The organism is Paenibacillus sp. J53TS2, assembly GCF_018403305.1.
Taxonomy (GTDB): Bacteria; Bacillota; Bacilli; order Paenibacillales; family Paenibacillaceae; genus Fontibacillus; species Fontibacillus rhizolycopersici.
Genome location: NZ_BOSK01000009.1, coordinates 191,952 through 209,456, shown reverse-complemented (window position 1 = coordinate 209,456; position 17,505 = coordinate 191,952). Strand labels below are relative to the sequence as shown.

General features: G+C 54.7%; 16 protein-coding genes. 2 read left to right on the top strand and 14 right to left on the bottom strand.

Annotation, left to right across the window (positions count from 1 at the left end; translation table 11 throughout):
• Window positions 1-354 precede the first annotated feature (354 nt).
• A complete protein-coding gene (locus KJS42_RS18895; RefSeq protein WP_193419142.1) occupies window positions 355-1,233 on the bottom strand; it encodes a nucleotidyltransferase-like protein in 879 nt (292 codons plus the stop codon).
• Between the two features lie 146 nt (window positions 1,234-1,379).
• Here KJS42_RS18895 and KJS42_RS18890 point away from each other — a divergent pair, with 146 nt between their 5' ends.
• Window positions 1,380-1,760 (top strand): DUF2614 family zinc ribbon-containing protein, encoded by a 381-nt coding sequence (locus KJS42_RS18890; RefSeq protein WP_213623783.1) that lies wholly within the window; start codon window positions 1,380-1,382, stop codon window positions 1,758-1,760.
• An 82-nt stretch (window positions 1,761-1,842) separates the two neighbouring features.
• Here KJS42_RS18890 and KJS42_RS18885 read toward each other — a convergent pair whose 3' ends face one another.
• The 10 genes from KJS42_RS18885 to uptA form a co-directional block, all read right to left on the bottom strand.
• Window positions 1,843-3,558, bottom strand: coding sequence for a glycosyl hydrolase family 18 protein (locus KJS42_RS18885; RefSeq protein WP_213623790.1), 1,716 nt, complete (start codon window positions 3,556-3,558; stop codon window positions 1,843-1,845).
• Between the two features lie 156 nt (window positions 3,559-3,714).
• Window positions 3,715-4,143 (bottom strand): peroxide-responsive transcriptional repressor PerR, encoded by a 429-nt coding sequence (perR, locus tag KJS42_RS18880; RefSeq protein ID WP_155608874.1) that lies wholly within the window; start codon window positions 4,141-4,143, stop codon window positions 3,715-3,717.
• Between the two features lie 144 nt (window positions 4,144-4,287).
• Complete coding sequence (locus KJS42_RS18875) at window positions 4,288-6,105, bottom strand: DUF4097 family beta strand repeat-containing protein (RefSeq protein ID WP_213623782.1); 1,818 nt, start codon at window positions 6,103-6,105, stop codon at window positions 4,288-4,290.
• A gap of 176 nt (window positions 6,106-6,281) precedes the next feature.
• A complete protein-coding gene (locus KJS42_RS18870) occupies window positions 6,282-6,746 on the bottom strand; it encodes a GNAT family N-acetyltransferase (protein ID WP_193419140.1) in 465 nt (154 codons plus the stop codon).
• 64 nt (window positions 6,747-6,810) lie between these two features.
• Window positions 6,811-8,250, bottom strand: a complete 1,440-nt coding sequence (gatB, locus tag KJS42_RS18865; RefSeq protein ID WP_193419139.1) for an Asp-tRNA(Asn)/Glu-tRNA(Gln) amidotransferase subunit GatB — start codon at window positions 8,248-8,250, stop codon at window positions 6,811-6,813.
• A gap of 33 nt (window positions 8,251-8,283) precedes the next feature.
• On the bottom strand, window positions 8,284-9,738 hold the full coding sequence (gene gatA, locus KJS42_RS18860; protein WP_213623781.1) for an Asp-tRNA(Asn)/Glu-tRNA(Gln) amidotransferase subunit GatA: 1,455 nt from the start codon (window positions 9,736-9,738) through the stop codon (window positions 8,284-8,286).
• A 67-nt stretch (window positions 9,739-9,805) separates the two neighbouring features.
• On the bottom strand, window positions 9,806-10,093 hold the full coding sequence (gatC, locus tag KJS42_RS18855) for an Asp-tRNA(Asn)/Glu-tRNA(Gln) amidotransferase subunit GatC (RefSeq protein WP_155608878.1): 288 nt from the start codon (window positions 10,091-10,093) through the stop codon (window positions 9,806-9,808).
• A 163-nt stretch (window positions 10,094-10,256) separates the two neighbouring features.
• Window positions 10,257-10,640 carry an ATPase gene (locus KJS42_RS18850; RefSeq protein ID WP_155608879.1) on the bottom strand — a complete coding sequence of 128 codons (384 nt, stop codon included), beginning with the start codon at window positions 10,638-10,640 and terminating at the stop codon, window positions 10,257-10,259.
• A gap of 370 nt (window positions 10,641-11,010) precedes the next feature.
• Window positions 11,011-11,640, bottom strand: coding sequence for an MBL fold metallo-hydrolase (locus KJS42_RS18845; protein WP_155608880.1), 630 nt, complete (start codon window positions 11,638-11,640; stop codon window positions 11,011-11,013).
• Window positions 11,641-11,764: 124 nt separating this feature from the next.
• Window positions 11,765-12,376, bottom strand: coding sequence for an undecaprenyl phosphate transporter UptA (gene uptA, locus KJS42_RS18840; RefSeq protein ID WP_193419137.1), 612 nt, complete (start codon window positions 12,374-12,376; stop codon window positions 11,765-11,767).
• A gap of 173 nt (window positions 12,377-12,549) precedes the next feature.
• Between uptA and KJS42_RS18835 the strand changes: the two genes are divergently transcribed.
• Entirely contained in the window at window positions 12,550-12,861 is a 312-nt protein-coding gene (locus KJS42_RS18835; protein WP_155608881.1) for a dehydrogenase, read from the top strand.
• 72 nt (window positions 12,862-12,933) lie between these two features.
• Here KJS42_RS18835 and KJS42_RS18830 read toward each other — a convergent pair whose 3' ends face one another.
• The 3 genes from KJS42_RS18830 to KJS42_RS18820 form a co-directional block, all read right to left on the bottom strand.
• On the bottom strand, window positions 12,934-14,469 hold the full coding sequence (locus tag KJS42_RS18830) for an O-antigen ligase family protein (protein ID WP_244868548.1): 1,536 nt from the start codon (window positions 14,467-14,469) through the stop codon (window positions 12,934-12,936).
• A 1,016-nt stretch (window positions 14,470-15,485) separates the two neighbouring features.
• The gene (locus KJS42_RS18825; protein WP_213623779.1) at window positions 15,486-16,670 is read right to left on the bottom strand and encodes a class I SAM-dependent methyltransferase; all 1,185 of its coding nucleotides are present in this window, start codon (window positions 16,668-16,670) and stop codon (window positions 15,486-15,488) included.
• Window positions 16,671-16,711: 41 nt separating this feature from the next.
• Window positions 16,712-17,359 (bottom strand): DUF6483 family protein, encoded by a 648-nt coding sequence (locus KJS42_RS18820; protein WP_213623778.1) that lies wholly within the window; start codon window positions 17,357-17,359, stop codon window positions 16,712-16,714.
• Window positions 17,360-17,505: the final 146 nt, after the last annotated feature.

The window sequence follows — 17,505 nt, the reverse complement described above, 5'->3', positions numbered from 1 at the left end:
CGCCAGCGTTCGTCCTGAGCCAGGATCAAACTCTCCAATAAAGTGTTTGACTTGCTCATTGAAACAAACTGACGAGATTTAAAATCTCATTGTATTACTCACTCGTTGTTCAGTTTTCAAAGATCAAACTTTTCATTTCGTTGCTGAATTTTGTTTCAGCAGCGACCTTTATAATATATCACGTTCGCCTCTTTTAAGTCAAGAAGTTTTTTTCGAAGCCTTTCAGCTTAAGCCGTTTCGAACTTCAGAACTTCTCTGCCTTTTTAGGGGCGAGTTATAATTTATCACAGATCCAAGGTGGGCGTCAACCCGTTTGTCCCAGGTATAATCTGGAAGCTAGGGACATGCGGTACGCTATGCTCTGTAACGCAGTTCCCGGCTATCGCCGGCGCCTTCCTTATGCGCTTTCGTGATCTCCTGCGCCAAGGAACGGGTAACTAACTTGCGCAGTAGTAGCGGCAGCTCGTCCTTTACATGCTCCAGCTCTTGCACCTGCGCCAATTCCTGAATGCCCCACGCTTCCTTGCGACTGCCTAATATCCTTAAAAGTAAAGCGCAGCAATCCGCCATCTTACTGGCCAAAGTAAACTCACATGCCAGCAAAACAAGCTGAATCCGCTGCTCCAACGTTTCGGAATTTTCCGTCAGCTCATCGAACAGCTTATATACGACCGAATTCAAGGGGCGAACCTGCTCCCACACACTGCTTTCCGGCAGGATCCCTTGCTCAATCAATTCGAGGCGGGCATAGTGCTTAAGCGCCTGCAGGACGCAATAATAAGCATCCAGCAAATCCTTCTCAGCGGTATAACGTTTGGCTTCTCCGTACACTTTGAGAAACTTGGCGAATTCCTTCAGCTTCCGACGCTCCTTCATCGGTTCTCCGAATTCATTGATATAAGAACGGAATGCCATTAACTTCCCCTCGATGTCCCAAATGATTTCTCCATGTAAAAAATATTTAACGGAATCCCTCTGATCCCCAATCAATATTCCTCGTTCAATCTCGCGACTGCTGACATGCAGTAACTGGTAAGCCGAATCACCGCTCATGCCGTGTTCGATGCGCTGTTCCGTCTCCTCCAAGCCATGGTGCACAACCATAATGAGAAACTCGAAATCATGAAGCAGCGAATCGTGGGAACCAGCTTGATCCAGGCGATACCCGACCGCTCCAATGGCCCCATGCCCTGCTTTCCCCTCGCCCAAGATCGAAAAAATGGTTGTTTCCACGGATACCCTCCCAGCTTGGCGTATTCCTGCCGATTCGTTATAATATAGTTCTACGCCTAGTCTAAGTTTCCTTCTTGTTTTTTGGAGCGCTTGGAAAAAGTCGGGGGATGCTTCCCCCTGAATAGTTAAAGAATCGAGGTGGACCAATGTTCTTTAAGTCGAGCAAAATTAATGAATTTCGTTTGTGGGGCTTACTGCTGACCATGCTTGGGATGGGCCTAATGGTTCTGGGAACCGCCGGTATCGTGTTCTGGGGGCAATCGGGCAAAGTGGTAGCTGCTATCGGACTAGTTATCGGCTTGATCGCCATGCTGGCGAGCTTGGCCATCTATTTTTGGGCGGGTATGCTGTCCACCTCTGCGGTGCAGTTGGAGTGCCCGGAATGTCACAAACTAACCAAAATGTTAGGAAAAACGGATCGTTGCATGTTCTGCAGAACCATCTTAACCCTAGACCCGACGGAAGCGACGATCACCGCCGATCAGTTGGAACAACAACAATCTGCCGACGTTACAAGCCAAGGCTAACCCGATCAAACACGCCCTTATCGGATCCCAAATGCGTAAAAAAGCGGACCCTGCTCATGAAGCAGCGGTCCGCTTTGTTTATCTACTTCTCAATTTGCCGCAGCGTCTCCCATGCGTTATCGGAAGCAAAACTGCGAGTCCAGGTGGCAATGCCTGCCAGCTTCAGCGATTTAGCCAATTCCACACGACGTTGCAACGATTCCGCATCCTCCAGCCAGATCCGGTGCCGTCCTTCCTTATCTTCGTATTCCACATAATTCTGACCGGTCTCTTCGGAAAAGCGCGGCTTCAATTTCTTCTCGGCAATGATTTGCTGGGCTTTATCCATCCCAATCGCTTTGGAGTCGACTTCGGTTTTGCCTTCCTTCTGGGTTTCCGTCCAAATCCGCGTGTAGAGCGGGATGCCCAGGATCAGTTTGCTTGGCGGCACGCCGTCCTCTTCCAGAATTCGGGTTATCGACGAACGTACCCACGGCAATGAAGCGACGGAGCCGGCTACCGGACTGGCCGCCCAATGCTCATCGTAAGCCATCACAACGAGGTAATCCACCACTTCTCCCAAGGCTCGGCGGTCCAAAAACGCCGACCACATCTCGCTGTTCGACTTCGGAGTCACGTCGATCGAAACGATCAACCCCTGCTCCTCCGCCAAAGGGCGAAGCTCGCGCATGAATTGGGTTAGATTGTCCCCATCTTTGGTATAAACATTTTCATAGTCGATGTTAATGCCGTCCAAATCGTAAATTTTCGCGTAATGAAGCATTTGCATTATGGTCGTCAGACGATTCTCGAAACTAGACAATGCCTTGGAAGTCAAATCCGGCTCAAAACTGTTGCTGAACAATCCCCAGACCTGCTTCCCTTGGCCATGAGCCCATTTTACATAAACGCTGTCCGCCTTACTCCGTACATTGCCAGCGCCGTCCACCAGCGAAAACCAGGTGGGGCTGACGACGTTCACACCCGGCAACTTACCAATGGATGACGGTTTCGGAGCCACCTGGTACACCGCCTCCCAGGTCATGTTGACCGTTTTGGACTGCCATTTCTGTTTGGCCGCGGACAACTCCTGCTTTAACTCGGGGACGAAACGTTTCTCCCCTGTCACCACATTTTTCTGTCGGACGTATCCGGTATACCCATTATCCAGCTGAACATAATACCATTCATCATCCGGAGCCTGTAGAATCCGCAGTTTGGTTTCATCCTTCATATCGGCCAGGATGGGTTCATGAATGCTTGGCCCGGTCCGCAGCGGAATGGTGCCATCCTTCTTGCCAGAGCCGGTATTTACTGCAGCCGGCATGAGACTCTCTCCTGCCCGGTACAACAGCACGGCACCAGTGGAGGCATCCTCTTGAACCTCGGCCCCGTACAATTCCTGAAGCAGATGAGCAGGTAGATAGAGAATGCCGTCTTTTTCCTCAGGAGCAAATCGTAGCTCAGTCGGCTTATTGTTAATTTTGGCGATCTTCTCGTCCGCTTTGAGCAAGACCAATTTCCGCGGCGTCGTCAAAATAACCGATTTCGTATCTTCCTCATAACGGATCGTTGGCTCAATCACCTGTTGAATGATCGGAAGCGGGAGCTTCAGGCTATCTCCCGATCCAATCCCGGTTCCGTCCAGCCATTGCCCGCCAGAAAATATCGGCTTCTCCACACGGCCCAACCATTCAGGGTCGACATGCTCGCGATTCGGCAGCCATACCGATTGAGCCCAATACAATCCCGCTATAATAAGGATCAGTCCGAAAAACCATTTGGTTTTGCCCCCGCCGCGCCTTTTTTTGCGATACATGTCTTTTCTGCTTCTCAAGGACAACCCTCCGTATCTAAATCTCTGTCTACTAATAATAACTTATGAATCGTGCAGAAAGTTACCATAAAAATAAAAACGTGTAGAACTCCGAAGGAATTCCGCACGTCTTCTAATATTCTCGCAGGATCGTTACGTTTAATGTTCGATGCGGCACTCGCTGCATACCCCATGCAACTCCAGCCGGTGTCCGTGAATTTCAAAACCGGTTGCCTCTGCCGCTTTACGCTCCACGTCCTCCAAGGACGGGTACATGAAGTCCTCAATTTTTCCGCATTTCTCGCAAATTACATGATAATGATTGGACACGTCAGCATCAAATCGGCTCGAATTGTCCCCGTATGTCAACTCCCGGACCATGCCGGCTTCAATCAGCATCTTCAAATTGTTGTATACCGTAGCTACGCTCATGTTCGGGAAGCGGGGCTCCAAGGACCGGTAAATCTCGTCTGCGGTCGGATGGCTCATCGATTCCATCAGATACGTAAGTATGGCGTGACGCTGCGGCGTAATGCGGACACCATTGTTCTTCAGTTGGTCCAGGGCGTGCTGTACGCGCGTTGTCATCTCGTCCACCGCCTTCTAAATGCTCATTCCTAATTAATAGTTATGCTAAAATAGCTCGCAAGATTATTGTACGTTTAGGTCAAAACTTTTGTCAACGCAAGATCAACGGCAAAGAGCCGGGTCATCGCCTGATTTTACTGGTGTTCAGCTTTTATTCACATATAGATCGCTGTTGCCGTCTATCTTGAGCTTGTAATCGCCGTTTCCGACCGTACCATGAATTTCCTTGTTCTCAACCGCAAAAGGCAGCTCGGTGAAAATATCGCCATACCCGCTGGAACCTTCCAGTTCGTAATTCCCTTCCTCCGGAAGCTCCAGCCGGAGTTCGCCGACCGCGCTATACACATCCCAATCGCCGCCGATCAGGCGGGAGGTAATATAGATCTTGCCGTTTAGCGATTCCGCATGCAGCCCCAGGGGAACGCCATCCAGTCGGATATTACCGTTTTTCGTGCGCGCTTGAATTCCGTCCTGAGCTTCCGTCAGCGTAATATCACCTACCAAGGTGGACAGGGAAGCCTTACCGGTGATCCCCCGTCCTTTAATGTTGCCGCCTTGCGTATCGACTTGAGCCTCGCCAAAGATTCGGTACAGCTCCACGTCCCCGTTCAGCGTCTTGGCCGATACGTCCCCAATCACGTCCCATAACCGCAAATCCCCATTTCCGGTTTGCAATTTCGCCTGCTTCATCGTCTGAACTCCGGTCAGGGTGATCCCACCGCTTGAGGTGGTGATGTCCAGATCCAGAAACCGGTTCTCCGGTACGATTAGAGTTAGATTCACGCGCGGGTGGCGGCGGCCGGTCTCGCCATAAGCCTTGTCCTTAACGGATAAGCCCAGCGTTTTGCCTTCCTTGGCTTCGACGGATGTCACGGCCGCGATTTTACGGGCATCTTCCGTACCTAACTGGTCGATCCAAACCGTATAGCGAACGATAATGTGATCGATCTCCGCTTTACGGACCTCGATATCCCCGTTCATCCCGTCAACGACAATCCGCTCGGTATCCAGATCAATGGGGATGTCCAGTTGAGGTTTTTCGACTCGATAACCCTCCTCTGCACTGTACTCCGCCCCCGCCGCCGTCAGATCCAGGCTGACCCGGTTCCATACATGCATATATTGATCCTGCTGCGTAATCGCAAATACGGAGAAGGCCATAAACATAGATAACAGCAGTCCTTTGACGTCTACATGCGGCCGGCGTTTGGCTAGCGTTTTTTTCATAGGGTTCCAAGCTAATATCAAAATATGCTCGATTCCCCATAAAACGAACACCAATGGCCACCATTTGATGAGCAACAGCATCTCATCCCGTCCTGTCATCGCATCGCGCAGAAGAATGACTGCTATTGCCATTAACAGCGCGGCTGCCGTAAAGCGTCCCGACCGTAAAAACGCGCGCTTCAATTCACGCAAGATCAGCAAAAGCGCCGCCAGCGCCAACGCGAATGAGACCAGGTAAGCCCCGGCATTTTGCACTAGAAGCTGAAGCCAAAAGGGCTTCACCCGAAACATAAACAAGACGGCGCCGCCGCCGATCAGCAGTACGCCGGCTCCGAGGCCCTGCTTGACGTTTCGGCTGGACGGCGTATCCGTAAAGGGGGCTGAGCTCACCTCGAGCTCCTTTCGCAGACGGGCATTATGTGCATCGGTTGATTGAAGAACATCATAAATGCTGAAGAAGTACGCTGCGGGAATCAGCAAGCCCAGCCAAATCAGCAGCGGTACGTTAATGGCCGTGCGAACCGAAGAGAAATATATCAGCGCCGAGGCATCAATCAATACGAAATACATGAAGCAAAGGCCGCGTAAATAAAGACGCAAATACAAATGCCCCAAACCCGGTAGCAGGGCGGATAGCAGGCAGGCTACCAGCTTGCGCTTGCGTCGCCGGGGCTGGTACCCTTTGGTTCGCACCTGGTTTGACGGCTCGCCTAATGGCAGCATATCCGGCGTCATCTCCCCACCCCTTTCTATCGTTAGGCTTCATCTGCACGGATATCCCGTTCTCTTCATCATAACCGAAATAAACTTCATCTGTAACGTGGAATGAACTGGACCTGACGAATCCCCCCGCTTTTTCAAAAAAAAGCACGCCCTCAAACCCGGAAACCAGGGTTCGAAAGCGTGCATGATCACTTAGACAGATCCAACCGAAATAGGGTCAGCTCAACGCCTGCGGCGGAGCCTATTTGACGGATTGATCTAAAGCCGAACTTACGATATAACGCTACCGCAGGGGCGTTCAGCGTGCTGGCTGTAACGGTAAATCCTTGCTTGTCAGAGTGGTTTGCAAGGACGTACTCCAGCAATTTGCCCCCGATTCCCTGGCGCAAATGATTAGGGTGAACCATCAAGCGGGTGATCTCGAGAATTCCGGGCGATTCATCGCGAACCGCAATAGCGCCCAGCAGCTCGCCGTCCTCTGACAGTTCTCCGATAAAATGATCGCTGCTCGTGCGGATGGAATCAAACGTATCCGGCAGGGGCGGCGTTTCCGTCAGACCTACGGCCTTAGCCTCCAGCCGGTAAGCCGCATGCTGCAAACCCCACAGCTGTTCCACGAGATCGGTGTCCTTCAGCGACAACGGCTTGATCACACGCTCTTCCCCCTCGGAATGGCTATCAACCTATCTTCGGCTCGCCCCGAAAGCAGCAGGCGTCCTAGCCCTTCAATACTTCCACCAACAGCTTGTTGACCAACCCCGGGTTGGCTTTCCCTTTGCTTTGCTTCATAACTTGACCAACGAGGAAGCCGATCGCCTTCTCCTTGCCGGCTTTGTAATCTTCTACGGAAGCAGGGTTGTTCGCCACGACTTCTTGGACAATTGCCAAAATCGCGCCTTCGTCACTGATTTGCACAAGCCCTTGCTCTTCAACGATCTGCTGAGGGAGCTTGCCGCTTTGCAGCATCTCTTTGAACACCGTTTTGGCGATCTTGGAGCTGATCGTGCCTTTCTCCAGCAGGCCAATCATCTCGCCGAGACCTTGACCGGTGAGCTTCACGTCGGACAGTTCCAGCGAATTGCTGTTCAGGTAACCCAGCAGATCGCCCATGATCCAGTTCGATACCGCTTTGGCGTCTTTCGTATACGCAAGGCTGCTTTCGAATAGATCCGCCAGCGCTTTGGACGACGTAATGACGCCGGCATCGTACTCCGGCAAGCCGTATTCCGATGTGTAGCGGGCCTTCCGGGCATCCGGGAGCTCCGGAATCGACGCGCGGATCCGATCTTTCCACGCCTGGTCGATATGCAGAGTAACTAGATCAGGATCCGGGAAGTAGCGATAATCATGCGCTTCTTCTTTGCCGCGCATGGAGAAAGTCTTGCCTTGGGTTTCGTCCCAGCGCCGCGTCTCCTGCACAACTTCTCCGCCCTCGTCCAAAATCTCGCCCTGGCGAAGTTGTTCATACTCCAATCCGCGAACCACGCCGCGGAACGAGTTCATATTCTTGAGCTCGGCCCGTGTACCGAACTCCTTCTGCCCCTGCGGCCGCAAGCTGATGTTGGCGTCGCAGCGCATTGAGCCTTCTTCCATTTTGACGTCGGAAACGTCGCAATACAACATGATCGCCCGGAGCTTCTCCAGATAGGCCCGCGCTTCTTCCGGCGAGGAAATATCCGGTTCAGAGACGATTTCAACCAATGGCGTACCGACACGGTTAAAGTCCACCAGCGAAGCATAGCCGCCATCCACGTGCGTCAGCTTGCCAGCGTCCTCCTCCAGGTGAAGACGAGTGATCCCGATCCGTTTCGTTTTCCCATCCACTTCAATGTCAATGTATCCGTTCAAGCCAATCGGCTGATCGTATTGGGAAATTTGATACGCTTTCGGCGAATCGGGGTAAAAATAATTCTTCCGGTCAAATTTGCTAATATCGCCGATTTCGCAATTCAGCGCCATCGCCGCTTTCATCGCGTAGTCGACGGCTTGGCGATTCAGCACCGGTAATACGCCGGGATGCCCTAGGCAAACCGGGCAGGTATGCGTGTTGGGCGGAGCGCCGAACTCGGTGGAGCAGCCGCAGAAAATTTTCGTTTTCGTATGCAGCTCCACATGCACCTCCAGCCCGATCACCGTTTCATATTTGGATGTTGACATGGCCTATCCTCCTGCAAAACATTGATATGGAACCTACAAGGCGGGACGTTGCTTGTGATGATCCGTTGACGCTTCAAAGGCGTGAGCTACGCGTAAAATCGTGCTTTCATCAAACGGCTTGCCGATGATTTGCAGCCCAACCGGCAGACCTTCGGCAAATCCGCAAGGCACGCTGACGGCTGGAACCCCGGCCAAGCTCACCGGAATCGTCAAAATATCGTTTAAATACATCGTGAGCGGATCGTCAACCTGCGATCCCAGTGGGAACGCGGTGGTTGGCGCTGTTGGTCCGATAATCACGTCATAGTTGGCAAAAGTTTGATCGAAATCCTGTTTGATCAGCGTTCTGACCTTTTGCGCCTTTAAATAGTAGGCATCGTAATAACCCGAGCTGAGGGCGTAAGTACCGAGCATGATCCGGCGTTTCACTTCCGGGCCGAATCCCTGGCTGCGCGAATCGTAGTACAGGTCCAGCAGGCTGCCGGCATGGTCGGCGCGAACGCCGTAACGAACGCCGTCGAAACGCGACAGGTTGGACGAAGCCTCCGAAGATGCCAGCAAATAGTAGGCAGCCACCGCGTATTCCGTATGCGGCAATGACACTTCTTCCCATACCGCGCCTAGGCTTTCAAGCATTCGCAAAGCCTCCATCACGGAAGCCTTGACCTGAGGGTCAACGCCATCTAAATATTCCTTGGGTACGGCAATGCGCAGTCCGGAAATGTCGCCGGTGAGGGCGCTCAAATAATCCGGCACCCCCACGTCAGCGGAGGTAGAATCCTTCGGATCGTGGCCGGCGATCGCCTGCAGGACGTAAGCGGCATCCTCGACGTTCTTGGTAATCGGCCCGATCTGGTCCAGAGAAGAAGCAAACGCCACGAGCCCGTAGCGCGATACCCGGCCGTAGGTTGGCTTAAGACCCACCACGCCGCAATACGACGCGGGCTGGCGAATCGAACCGCCGGTATCGGAACCGAGCGTGAAGAAGGCCTCGCCCGCAGCGACCGCTGCTGCCGAACCGCCGCTGGAACCGCCCGGAACGCGGCTTACATCCCAAGGGTTACGTACGGGATGGAAGCTGGAATTCTCGTTGGAGCCACCCATGGCGAACTCGTCCATATTCAGCTTGCCGATCGTGACCGCTTCCGCTTCCTTCAGCTTCGTGACGACCGTAGCGTCATAAATCGGATCATAGTTTTTCAAAAATTGGCTTCCGCACGTCGTCAGCAACCCCTCGGTCACCATATTGTCCTTCACGCCAACGGGCAGTCCAAACAATAAACCGCGAGCTTCACCCTTCGCCAGCTTCGCGTCCAGACGGGATGCCTCTGCACGGGCTCCCTCTTCATTTAACGTCAAATAGGCGCCGATCTTCCCGTCGTATTCCCGAATGTTGGCGAAGGCTTCGCTAACCAAATCGGATACGGACAACTCCTTGCTGTGAAGCCGATTATGTATCTCCTGCAAACGCATATCAAAAAGCGCCAATCTAAGCTTCCTCCTTTATGAATCCTAGTGATTTCTAATCAATCAGTTGGTCCTAGAGACGAAAATCCTATTCCAGTACAGCCGGAACCTTAAACTGCCCGTCCTCTTCGTCCGGCGCATTGCGGAACACCTTCTCCGGCGGCAGGCTTTCCTTCACTTCGTCCGCGCGCATGACGTTGCTTAAATGGAGTACATGTGTCGTTGGCGCGATATCGTCCGTATTTAATTCATTTAATTTCTCGGCGTATTGTAAAATCGCATTTAATTGCTCCGTGAACATCTCCCGCTCTTCATCAGTCAGGTGCAAGCGGGCCAGCTTCGCCACATGTTCAACATCCTTCGTCTGGATACTCATGCTTGATGCCTCCTTTAGTGATGCGTTCCCACACTATTCGTACATTCTACCATGCTTGTACAATTGAATAAAATTATATTGTAGAATCCGGTTCAATTCAATCCGTTAAAGCGGAAAGGAGGGAAAGAAAAAGAGCCGGCCGCATGCCGACTCCCTCCCCTTCTTATATCCATGCCCGCAGGTTCACTTGTTTAATGAACTCCGCTTGGGACATTACTTCCTTTGTTGGTTCCTGCTGCTCGTCTGCTTCGCTGTCTTCGCCGTTCATGATTTGCCGAAACAGCTTCTCATTATGCGTCGCCAGCGCGTAGTCGATCAAAGCTTCCTGTGTCGCGCGCTCCGCCTCTTGCTCGATCAGCTGATTTTCGGATTCTATATCGCTCTGCGGAACGAAGTAATTCCGCCCCGTCTTCGGAGACCGAATGACATAATCGAAAGCATTGTCCGGATTGCGGTCGTAAGCAATCACGTAGCCATATTCCCCAACAGGAAGATTCTGCTCAAAAGCATCACCGACGATAACGATTTTTTCTCCCAACTGAAGCATCGTCTACCTCCCTGAGTTATTTATTTTGGTTGCCTAACTCTCATAAACTTGTATTGCTTTATATCATCCTACTAAAAGAGTCGGAGTCAGGTCAAGTTCTTGACCGGAATCCTGGTTGTGAAATAGCGTATGCACTTCGGCTGGGAGGTGTACATCCCGTTTCGCGGAGACGCCCGCTTCAGCGTCGTCCCGCAGGACAAGACAAAAAAGAACGCAAACCGGGAAAATTCCTCAGCTTGCGTGCTTCGCAGAAGTTACAATGTTTTAATAAGTACATCCTATCAAAGGGTTGCACTTTTGTCCACTATTTTTGTACTTTTTCGTCGATTTTATTTCGTTTAACGACAAGTCGAAGAATGGCCATCCGTTCCTAGGAAACATACGGATTATTCGCCCGTTCAAAGCCGATCGTCGTTCTAGGCCCGTGGCCGGGATAGACCTTCACTTCATCCTTCATCCGGTACAGCTTCCCGCGAATCGAATTGTACAGGTCCGCCTCGCGGCCTCCCGGCAAGTCCGTGCGCCCGACGCCAAGTCGGAACAGCACGTCTCCGGAGAATAGGTGGTCACCGCACAGAAAGCTGACGCTGCCGGGGGAATGGCCCGGCGTATGATATACGGTGAACTCGTGCCCAATCAATCGGAGCTTCTGACCTTCGGCTAGATCGTATTCCGCCGGGTCCGTTGTGATAGGCGGTCCGACCTCCGGCCACATCAGTGAGCCGTTCAGTTTGGGTGTCGTGAGCCAATCGCTTTCCAGCGGATGCACATAGACCGGACAATTCTTGGCTTTACGGATCTGATCCACGCCTCCGATGTGGTCAAAATGGGCATGCGTGAGCAAAATGGCTTCGATCTCCAAGCCCTCGATTCTGCGCAGCAAGGGTCCCGGGTTCGTACCGGGATCGATAATCACCGCCCGGCCTTCGTCTTCTCCCCGCAACAAATAGGCATTCGTTTGCAAGGGTCCCAATGTAAAGCTTTCGATATTCAGCATCATGTTTATCGCTCGAAATAAGCGCACACCGTCCGATGACGGCAGCTTCGCCTACTCCGTATCCTCCCTCGTAAGTTCTATCAACAGCTAGCCCGTCCAGTTTGTCAGCAGGCGGAAGCGGCCCAGTTTAAGCGTCGCCTTTCTTCCGGCTCCCGAAAGTTTTGACGATAAGGTACACGATCAATAGCGCCAAAGCGCCTAACAGAATCGGCATGACATAAGGCCCGGCCTTCTCATCAATGTGTTGCCACTGCTCGCCGAGCAGCATCCCCAAGTATACGAACAACACCGACCACGGAATCACCGCCAAGGTCGTCAATAGCAGGAACTTGCCGACCGGCATTTTGGCCATCCCTGCAGGAATGGATATCGCATGCCGCGCCACCGGAATAAACCGTGCGGTAAAAATCACCCCGGGCCCGTATTTCAGAAACCAGGCTTCGGACACGTCGATATGCTTCTTCTGAATCAAAATATACTTCCCGTACTTCTCCAAAATCGGCCTGCCGCCATAGCGCCCGATCCAGTAGATAAACAACTGGGCGATCACGCCGCCAACCGTACCGAAGAAGACGGCCCCGATAAAGTTGATCTCTCCCATATGCACGAGATAACCGCCGTAAGCCAGCACGATTTCGCTGGGGATGATCTCGATCATCAGTCCCAGCATAATGCCGAAATAGCCCAATTGCTGCACCCAATCTAATAATACGCCTACTAAATTCGATATCCAATCCACAGCTTCGTCCTCTTTCCCGTTAGCTTTCCGTCCCGAGGGACTGCAAAATCTCCCACTAATCTCAGTCTATTCTATCATAGCCGGGGACATGCGTTCTACTTCACCCTGCTCCCCTGGTGACTCCGGGGAATCCGCCCGCATATGCTGGAGCAAAAAGGAGGCGACTTTAAGCCATGTCCAACTTCCCGGCAAAACATCGGACTTCCCTCCCGACCCCGCGCAAGATCCGCCGCAGTTGCAGCAAAGAGCTGTACCGGACAGTGAAGCGGCTCGGCATTTATATTCCCGAGGAGCGAATTAAGCAAGGCGAAGCCTTGTATTACAAGAAAGTGATCGGCAACCTGTTATGGATCGGCGAAAACATCAGCAACCGCAAGCTGTTGGCGGACTGGTGGGATGAGGCCGTCAGCGCCGAGCTCGCCGAGCTGTGGGAGGTCGATCAAGAAACGTTGTCCTCAGCCTTCCGCGCGGCGTTCGGAGGATAAGCTGCAATGCGAACGGACTTGGCTGGCGGGAATGCTGCTCAGCGAGCTTGGATGTAAAAAAGGCGCGGATACCTACTTCAAGGCGTTTCTCGTTAAAGGATGAGATTGCTGCTGCAGTTGCCGGCCTAACTCCATCGCTTCCGCCGTCAACAAGAACGCTCGGTCGTTCCGCAGAGCAGGAGCGCCGGCAATGGCTTCAGCCAGACGCGAGTAGTCCGCGTACAGGTCGGCGCCAGTCGATGCGGCGGCTTCAGCCAGCCGCAGATGGCCGCTTGTGCGCAGGCTTTGCGCAAGCTGCGATAGCTCGCGCAAGGCCGTCGTTTGCTTGACCCAGTCGAACCGGTCCAGCTCCACGCTTCGCCGCAGCGCCTCTGCGGCTGCGGGGTCACCTTCCCGGGCAAGTGCCCGGCCCAGAGCCAGCCACAGCTCGGAACGCTCCGGTTCGTAACGGAGGCCGGCCCGCAGGAGCGAGGCAACCTCCTGTGGTGCGGAGCGCTCCGCCAATGCCAACCGGGCCGCGGTACGGTACGGGGAGAGGGCCAGCGAGCGCTGAAGCAGCTCGGCCGCCTCCCGGTTCGCCTGGGGCGGTAAGGCTAATGCTTGGCGGTGTAGCCGCTGGCTCTCGGCTTCGCGGTATCCGGACACGCTAAGCAGGAGAAGCATGGCGGCGACCACGGCAAATGCGCCGCGGACAAGCCAGGGGAGGAACCAAGCAGCGTCGGGCAGCGGTCCCCCGCTTGCCAAGGTTGGCCCAGGTGGACAGCGAGGGCGAACTTCGCGAGCCTCGGCGATCCCTATGGCCGCCGCCGAAAGCAGCAGCAGCCAGACAAGACCGTAGCTGAGGTCGAAGTCAACGGCGCTATGCAGCAGCAGCGCGAGGTAAGGCGGGAGCAGCGCGCTGCGTGCCCGCAGCAGGGGGATGGCCAGCGCCCCCAGCCAGAGCAAGGCGAAGGCGAGGCCAACCAGGCCCAGATCGAGCGCCAGGTCTAGGTATCCGCTATGCACCTCGCTGCCGACGTAAGGCAGGCTTTGGATGCTGCGGAACGCGTGGCGCCACGTATCTCCGCCTTGGCCGAGCCACGGCGATCGCCGGAGCAGCGCGGCGGCATCGGCGTACATCGCCGTGCGGGCGGACGCCGTTTCCGGGCGGAACCCCCGCCCGAGGAAACCGGCGGACGCCGGCAGCGCGGCCAGCGGCGCCGCGAGCAGCAGCGCCGCTCCGCCGCAGGCGCAGGCCGCGCGGCGCAGACCCGCGGCGGGCGGGCGCGAGCGCGGCAGGGCGCCGGCGGCGAGCGCGGACGCGAGCAGCGCCGCGGCCAGCACCGCGGCGAGCGCGAGCGCGCCGGGCCCCGGCGCCGGGGCGAGCTGCGCGGCCGCGAGCCCGCGAGCCAGCACGGCGGCCGCGCCGGCGAAGACGGCGCTGTGCCGGGCGTAGCGCCGCCGCTCGGGGCCGCGCAGCAGCGCGAGGCCTGCGGCCCAGCCGGCCAACGCGGCGGCGAGCGCCCCGCGCGACTCGCTCAGCAGCAGGCCAAGGGCAAACAGCAGGGCGAGGGCCCCCGCCCGCTGGCCTCGCCAGCCGCCTTCGCGTGTAAAAGCGGCCCGCTCCATCCTCGCAAGCCGCATCAGCCGCTCCAGCAGGAACGCCGCCATCACCGCGCCGAAGGCGTTCGGGTACTGGAGCAGCCCGCCGAGCCGGGCACCGGTCGCCGAAACGGCCGGATCTGCGGTGCGTAAAATCGCTCCCGGCAACGGCAGCACGCCGTAAACGGCGGCTAGCGCGGTGAGGGTTAACAGGCTGCCGATCAGCAGCCAGCCCGCCTCCAGAGCGCGGCGGCCGCGCAGGGAGATCGCCGCCAACGAAGCTGACACCGCACCAAATCCACCCAGAAACGTCCACAGCCGTATCGCCTCCAGCGTGGACTGAACAGACAGCGGACCTGCGGCGAGCCGCACTCCGTATGACGCCGCGATGACCATAGGGCCGACGGACAATGCCAGGGCATATCGAGCCGCCGGCTCCGCCCCTAATGAGCCGGCAACTGACTGAAGTTTAAGGCTTGCCTTTGCGCTGCAGCCTCCCCCTCGCGTGATCGCCCATCCTCCAGCAGCCACCGCTCCGGCGGCCAGCGAGCCGGAGACCAGCAGCTGGGCTCCCGGACGATCCGTCCAATACAGACCCTGATTCAAGCAAACCCATACGGCGCTCAGCCAAACCGCCACCGTTACTCCCCAAGTCCACTGCTGCTTCACCACCTCCACTCCACCTTTCCTCTTCGAACAAGCCACTTTACTCCATTCATTGGCAAGTTTAAGGCAGGGTATTCTCTGAGGTTACGAGCAGCACGCTTAAGCAAATGTAAAAGTACAGTTATTTCTCGGTTTTGGGGGTCGTTTTTCGAAAACAACTGCAAAAGTGCAGTCTATTTCCGATAAAAAGAGCGATTTCTTTGTGATCGCGCAAAATAAACTGTATTTTTGCAGTTCAAGCCTCGTTTCAAGCTCCATCGCCCGATAATAACTGCATTTTTGCAGTTCATCCCCCTCTAGAGCTCCACGTCGGCGATCCCCACCGGCTAACGCCAAAAAAAACCGGTCAGGCATCCCCCCGACCGGTTTACTCTATATCATTTTTCCTCCCCTGTCGCCAACGGCAGCAGGTCGCGGCAGGCCCGCTCCAGGTACGGATCGACGCGTAAAAAATCGCGGAACCCCGTATACTCCCGCCAGAGCTCCGCCCTATTCCCGCCGGCCGATTTGACGGCACGGATCAGGATGTTTTTCGGCGTATGCTCCATATCGATGAACTCCAGCAGCTGAGTTTTGTAGCCCATCACATCCAGCAGCTTGGCCCGAATCGCATCGGTTGCAAGCGCGGAAAAACGCTCCTTCAGGATGCCATGTCCCAGCAGCGGCTGCAATACCTCGTTTTGCACCTGGTTAAACAGCTCATGCTGACAGCACGGAACGGATAAAATGACCGAAGCTCCCCAGCGGACTGCTTTCTCCAGCGCGGCATCGGTTGCCGTGTCGCAGGCATGAAGCGTAACTACCATGTCGACTGCGCTTAGTTCGTCGTAATCGGCAATATCGCCGACGAGGAACCGTAAATCGTCATACTTTAGCTTGCGAGCTAACCCGCTGCAATGCTCGATGACGTCCGCCTTCAAGTCAAGTCCGACCACATTCAGTTTTCTTTGCTGTTGCACCGCCAAGTAATGATACAACGCAAACGTCAAATAGGACTTGCCGCAGCCAAAATCGACAATGGTCAGCGGGCGGCCCTCCGGCAAATGAGGAAGAATGTCCTGAACCATTTCGAGAAAACGATTGATCTGCTTGAATTTATCGTATTTCTTGGCGAGTACCTTGCCTTCCGCATTCATAATGCCAAGTTCCACCAGAAACGGAACTGCGGTTCCTTCCTCCAGCACGTACTGCTTCTTCCGGTTATGGGTCAACGTCCCCAGCGGTTTGCGAGACGGCGCTTTTTTCAGGATCGTCACTTTGAACTTCTTGCTGATCAACACCTGATAATCGGCGTCCGCCGTACATAACAGCCCTTGTCGGAACGTCTCCTCAAACAGCTTCGTTAACTCGTCCGCTAATGCAGTGGACGGAATATTCTGATGCAGCACCTTGTTCGAATAATGGTAAGCAAATTGATAGTGCAGGCTTTTTTTGATTTCGACCGGTTTGATCTGCACCTTGCTGTAGTCCGTTTCTCCCGTTTTGCGGCGGCCACTGATCGTTGCCGTGATGAGGTTACCCTGTTGCGCCAGTTCGTTCGCGAGTTTGTGCAGTGATTCCATTTCGTTTAACAGCTGCCTTTCTGCGTAGGAGTAGTTATGATTTAAAAACGAACCTTCACTTCCGCAAGCCCCTCCTCGACTTCCTCGATCGGCAAACCGCCGGCCGAAAGGGTGTCGGGCGAAAGCGTCAGCAGCCTCTCATAGAATCCAGCCGCTTCCTCTTTAGTCGCATGGCCCTCCTCCAACAAACGATAGAGGGCATTCTCGGCCTGGTCGAACCTGCCTTCGGTTTCCTCCCACTGCAGCACAAGCCATTCGGTATCTGGCGGCAGCCGATAGGATTTAAGTAGAGATTGCAGCTCGGAAATGGCGGCGGAGATGTCCCAGAGGGAGCGCTCCGCGCCATGCAGCGCGGCAGTCAAGTACAGATGCAGTGATTTTAGCCATCGCGAAGCTCCTTCATCCGATTCGCCGGAGGTCTCGTACACATCGCCCTCTTCTTTGAGCAGCCGGGCCAAGCTCTGCAGCTTGTCCGCCTCCACCTCGCCGCCGGTCTGAAACAGACGCACAATGTCTTTAGCGGACAGGTTCTCCAGCAGCTGAGAACTCAAGCGAAACTGCCCTTTAAACAGCTCGTCGAGGGCCCATAACGCCTCAACCTTCTTTTTCTGCTGCTTCAGCATAAACACTTTCCCCAATACTTCGGTCATTTCCTCGATCATCCTGACCAGGTAATCCCTTCGCAGCATGGTTCTCCCCCTTTCATCACGTGACCTTGCCCCTCCCTCTCCCCATCGGTCAAAATAAAAGCCGAAAACCGGAGTTCAGATGGAAGCTCCGGTTCTTTGGCATCAATTCGACTTCGTTGAAGAGGCGAAACGTTGTGCAATCACGC